Origin of the sequence: Nocardiopsis sp. RV163, from assembly GCF_001029525.1 — a bacterium.
Taxonomy (GTDB): Bacteria; Actinomycetota; Actinomycetes; order Streptosporangiales; family Streptosporangiaceae; genus Nocardiopsis; species Nocardiopsis dassonvillei.
The window spans coordinates 1-2155 of sequence record NZ_LEKI01000310.1 but is presented as its reverse complement, the minus strand read 5'-3'; the positions used below and the strand labels follow the sequence as shown (position 1 = coordinate 2155).

At 70.6% G+C, this 2155-nt stretch carries 3 protein-coding genes; all 3 read right to left on the bottom strand.

Annotated features, from left to right (window positions below; translation table 11 throughout):
• Positions 1-275: 275 nt before the first annotated feature.
• A complete protein-coding gene (locus ABD54_RS26360) occupies positions 276-830 on the bottom strand; it encodes a PIN domain-containing protein (protein ID WP_047872255.1) in 555 nt (184 codons plus the stop codon).
• Position 831: 1 nt separating this feature from the next.
• On the bottom strand, positions 832-1281 hold the full coding sequence (locus ABD54_RS26355) for a helix-turn-helix domain-containing protein (protein ID WP_047872254.1): 450 nt from the start codon (positions 1279-1281) through the stop codon (positions 832-834).
• 151 nt (positions 1282-1432) lie between these two features.
• Positions 1433-2155 (bottom strand): HAD family hydrolase (locus tag ABD54_RS26350; protein WP_152692094.1); only part of this gene is annotated, 723 nt, incomplete at its 5' end.

The following is a 2155-nucleotide window of genomic DNA, read 5'->3' as shown; positions in this document are numbered from 1 at the left end:
CCGGTCTTGGCCGCCGCGCAGGTCGGACCGTCCCCGCCGCCCGGTGAGCCACCGCAGGCCCCGCCGCCGCGTCGGTCGGACGGTCGCGGGCTACGCCCTGGCCACCGCGGTCGGGGCCCTGGCCTACCACCTCGCACAGTTACTGGTCTGACTCTCCAGGCCACTCACAGGCCGCTCCGACCATTCGGGAGGCCGCACCGGCGCGGGGGCCCGGTGCGGCCATGGCCCTCGGAGCCCCGTTGGTGACGGTTGTCGAGCAGGGCAGCCGTCGCCCATCACTCGGATTGCAGTTCCGCCACCGAGCTGTGAAGGCCGTTGCGCTGAAGGCTGGCGAGCACGTCAGCAACCGTTCCTGGCGGTCTGCGCCAGGAGTCGGCGATCTGTTGTGCGCAGGACCAGACCACTTTCCTGTCCAAGTGGATCTGGTCGAGAACGAAGTCGTCCGGGCTCTTGGCCTCGATGTCCCACCCATCGAGAACCGATGGGGGAAAGTCGGACAGGTTCTCCGTGACGATCACCTGGGCACGTGCGCGGATGGCGGCGGCCAACACGTGCCGGTCATCGAGATCGGGCAGGTCCAGGGAGTCGATCAGCGGTTCGTAACCCGTGACGAGGCAGTCCCGGACCGCAGAGATCATGAGCTTCCTCGTGCGCAGCAAAGCGTCGGCTGACAGCTCCGGACGGTTCTTCCGGAGGTTGTCGAAGGTCTCGTCCAGGATCTGGTGAGTCCACCTCGCCTGGACGAGACCCGCCTGCGCCATCCTGATGAGCAGGTCCCGGAGCGTACTCGGGTAGAGGACGTTCGCATCGTAGATGACGACGAAGGGCATCTCAGTCCAGGCCCATTTCCCGGGTCATGGCGGACAGTTCGTCGGCGGCCTCGCGGCGGCGCTGATCGTCTCTGCCCATGTACTCCAGCAGAGAGCCCGCGCGAACCCGGCGGTGGGTACCTACTTTGCGGTAGGCGATCTCTCCGGCCTGGAGCAGGCCGATCAGGTGCGGGCGCGAGACGTTGAGCATGTCCGCGGCCTGCTGGGTCGTCAGTTCGGCGTGGTCCGGAACGATCGAGACGCCGCGCCCGGCCGCCATGTGCGCGAGCACACCCGCCAGGAGTTCGACAGCCGAACGCGGAAGCAGAAGCTCTTCCTGGCTGTCCTCGACGGCTACGGGAACAGGTGTCAGTGTCTCGGGGTGCTCGTCCAGGTAGCGGCGGACCCGGGGCAGGGCACTGGCGGCCGCCTGGATCTGTTTGGTGTCCGGGTGCGAAGACAACACGACCATGCTTTCTCCTCGCGTGGGCGCCAAGGTCAGAACATCGATCCTTCAATCGAATTATCCGCAATAAACGAAGCAAGCGCAAGGAGGATGACGGTTTTGCCGTCGCTCCCCGAGCCCTGAGTCTGTCCGCAGGCCCGCTTCGCGGTGCCCCCGTTCAGGACCGCTCGACGGGCAGGGAGAGCAGTCCGTCCACCGTCTCGGCCAGGTCGCGGCCCGAGACGTCCGCGGGGGCGAAGACCGACGGGAAGCGCCCCTCCAGGTGGGAGGACCAGCCGGTCACCAGCCCCGCGTTCCGCGCCCCGGCGACGTCCCAACCGTGCGCGGTGACCAGTGCCAGCCGCTCCGGGGCGCCCCCCAGGGACCGCGCGGCGGCCCGGTAGGCGTCCGGCGCGGGCCGCCACTGCCCGGCGGGGCGGGCGGCCAGCACGTCCTCCACCAGGTCGAGCAGACCGGCGCGCTCCAGCAGCCCCCGGGCCAGCGCGTCGTCGTGGTCGCCCAGGACCGCGACGGGCACCCCCGCCCCGCGCGCGGCGCGCAGCGCGGCGGCCGCCTCGGGACGGGGGTCGAGTCCGGCCAGCCCTTCGAGGACGGAGTCCTCGGCGGAGGGGGCGATCTGGTGGCCGGTGATGTCGCGCAGCGCGCCCCGGACCACGTCCTCGAAGGAGCGGTCGGCGCCGTCGCCGCCCACCAGCGCCAGGGCGAACGAGTCGCGCAGCAGGTGGTCCGACCAGCGGGTCATGAGCACCCGGGGGATTCCGGCCTCCCGGAACCGCCACTCCAGGGGTGCGAGGGGGAAGAGGGTGTCGAGGACGTCGAGGACGAGGGCGGCCGGGCGGAGCGCGGCGGTCCCGGAACCGGGGGGTGGGAGCCGTGACCC

What these genes read in the sequence shown, in the direction of transcription:
- ABD54_RS26355 (WP_047872254.1), bottom strand. Translation starts at nt 1,281, where the DNA reads ATGGTCGTGTTGTCTTCGCACCCGGACACCAAACAGATCCAGGCGGCC.
- ABD54_RS26360 (WP_047872255.1), bottom strand. Translation starts at nt 830, where the DNA reads ATGCCCTTCGTCGTCATCTACGATGCGAACGTCCTCTACCCGAGTACG.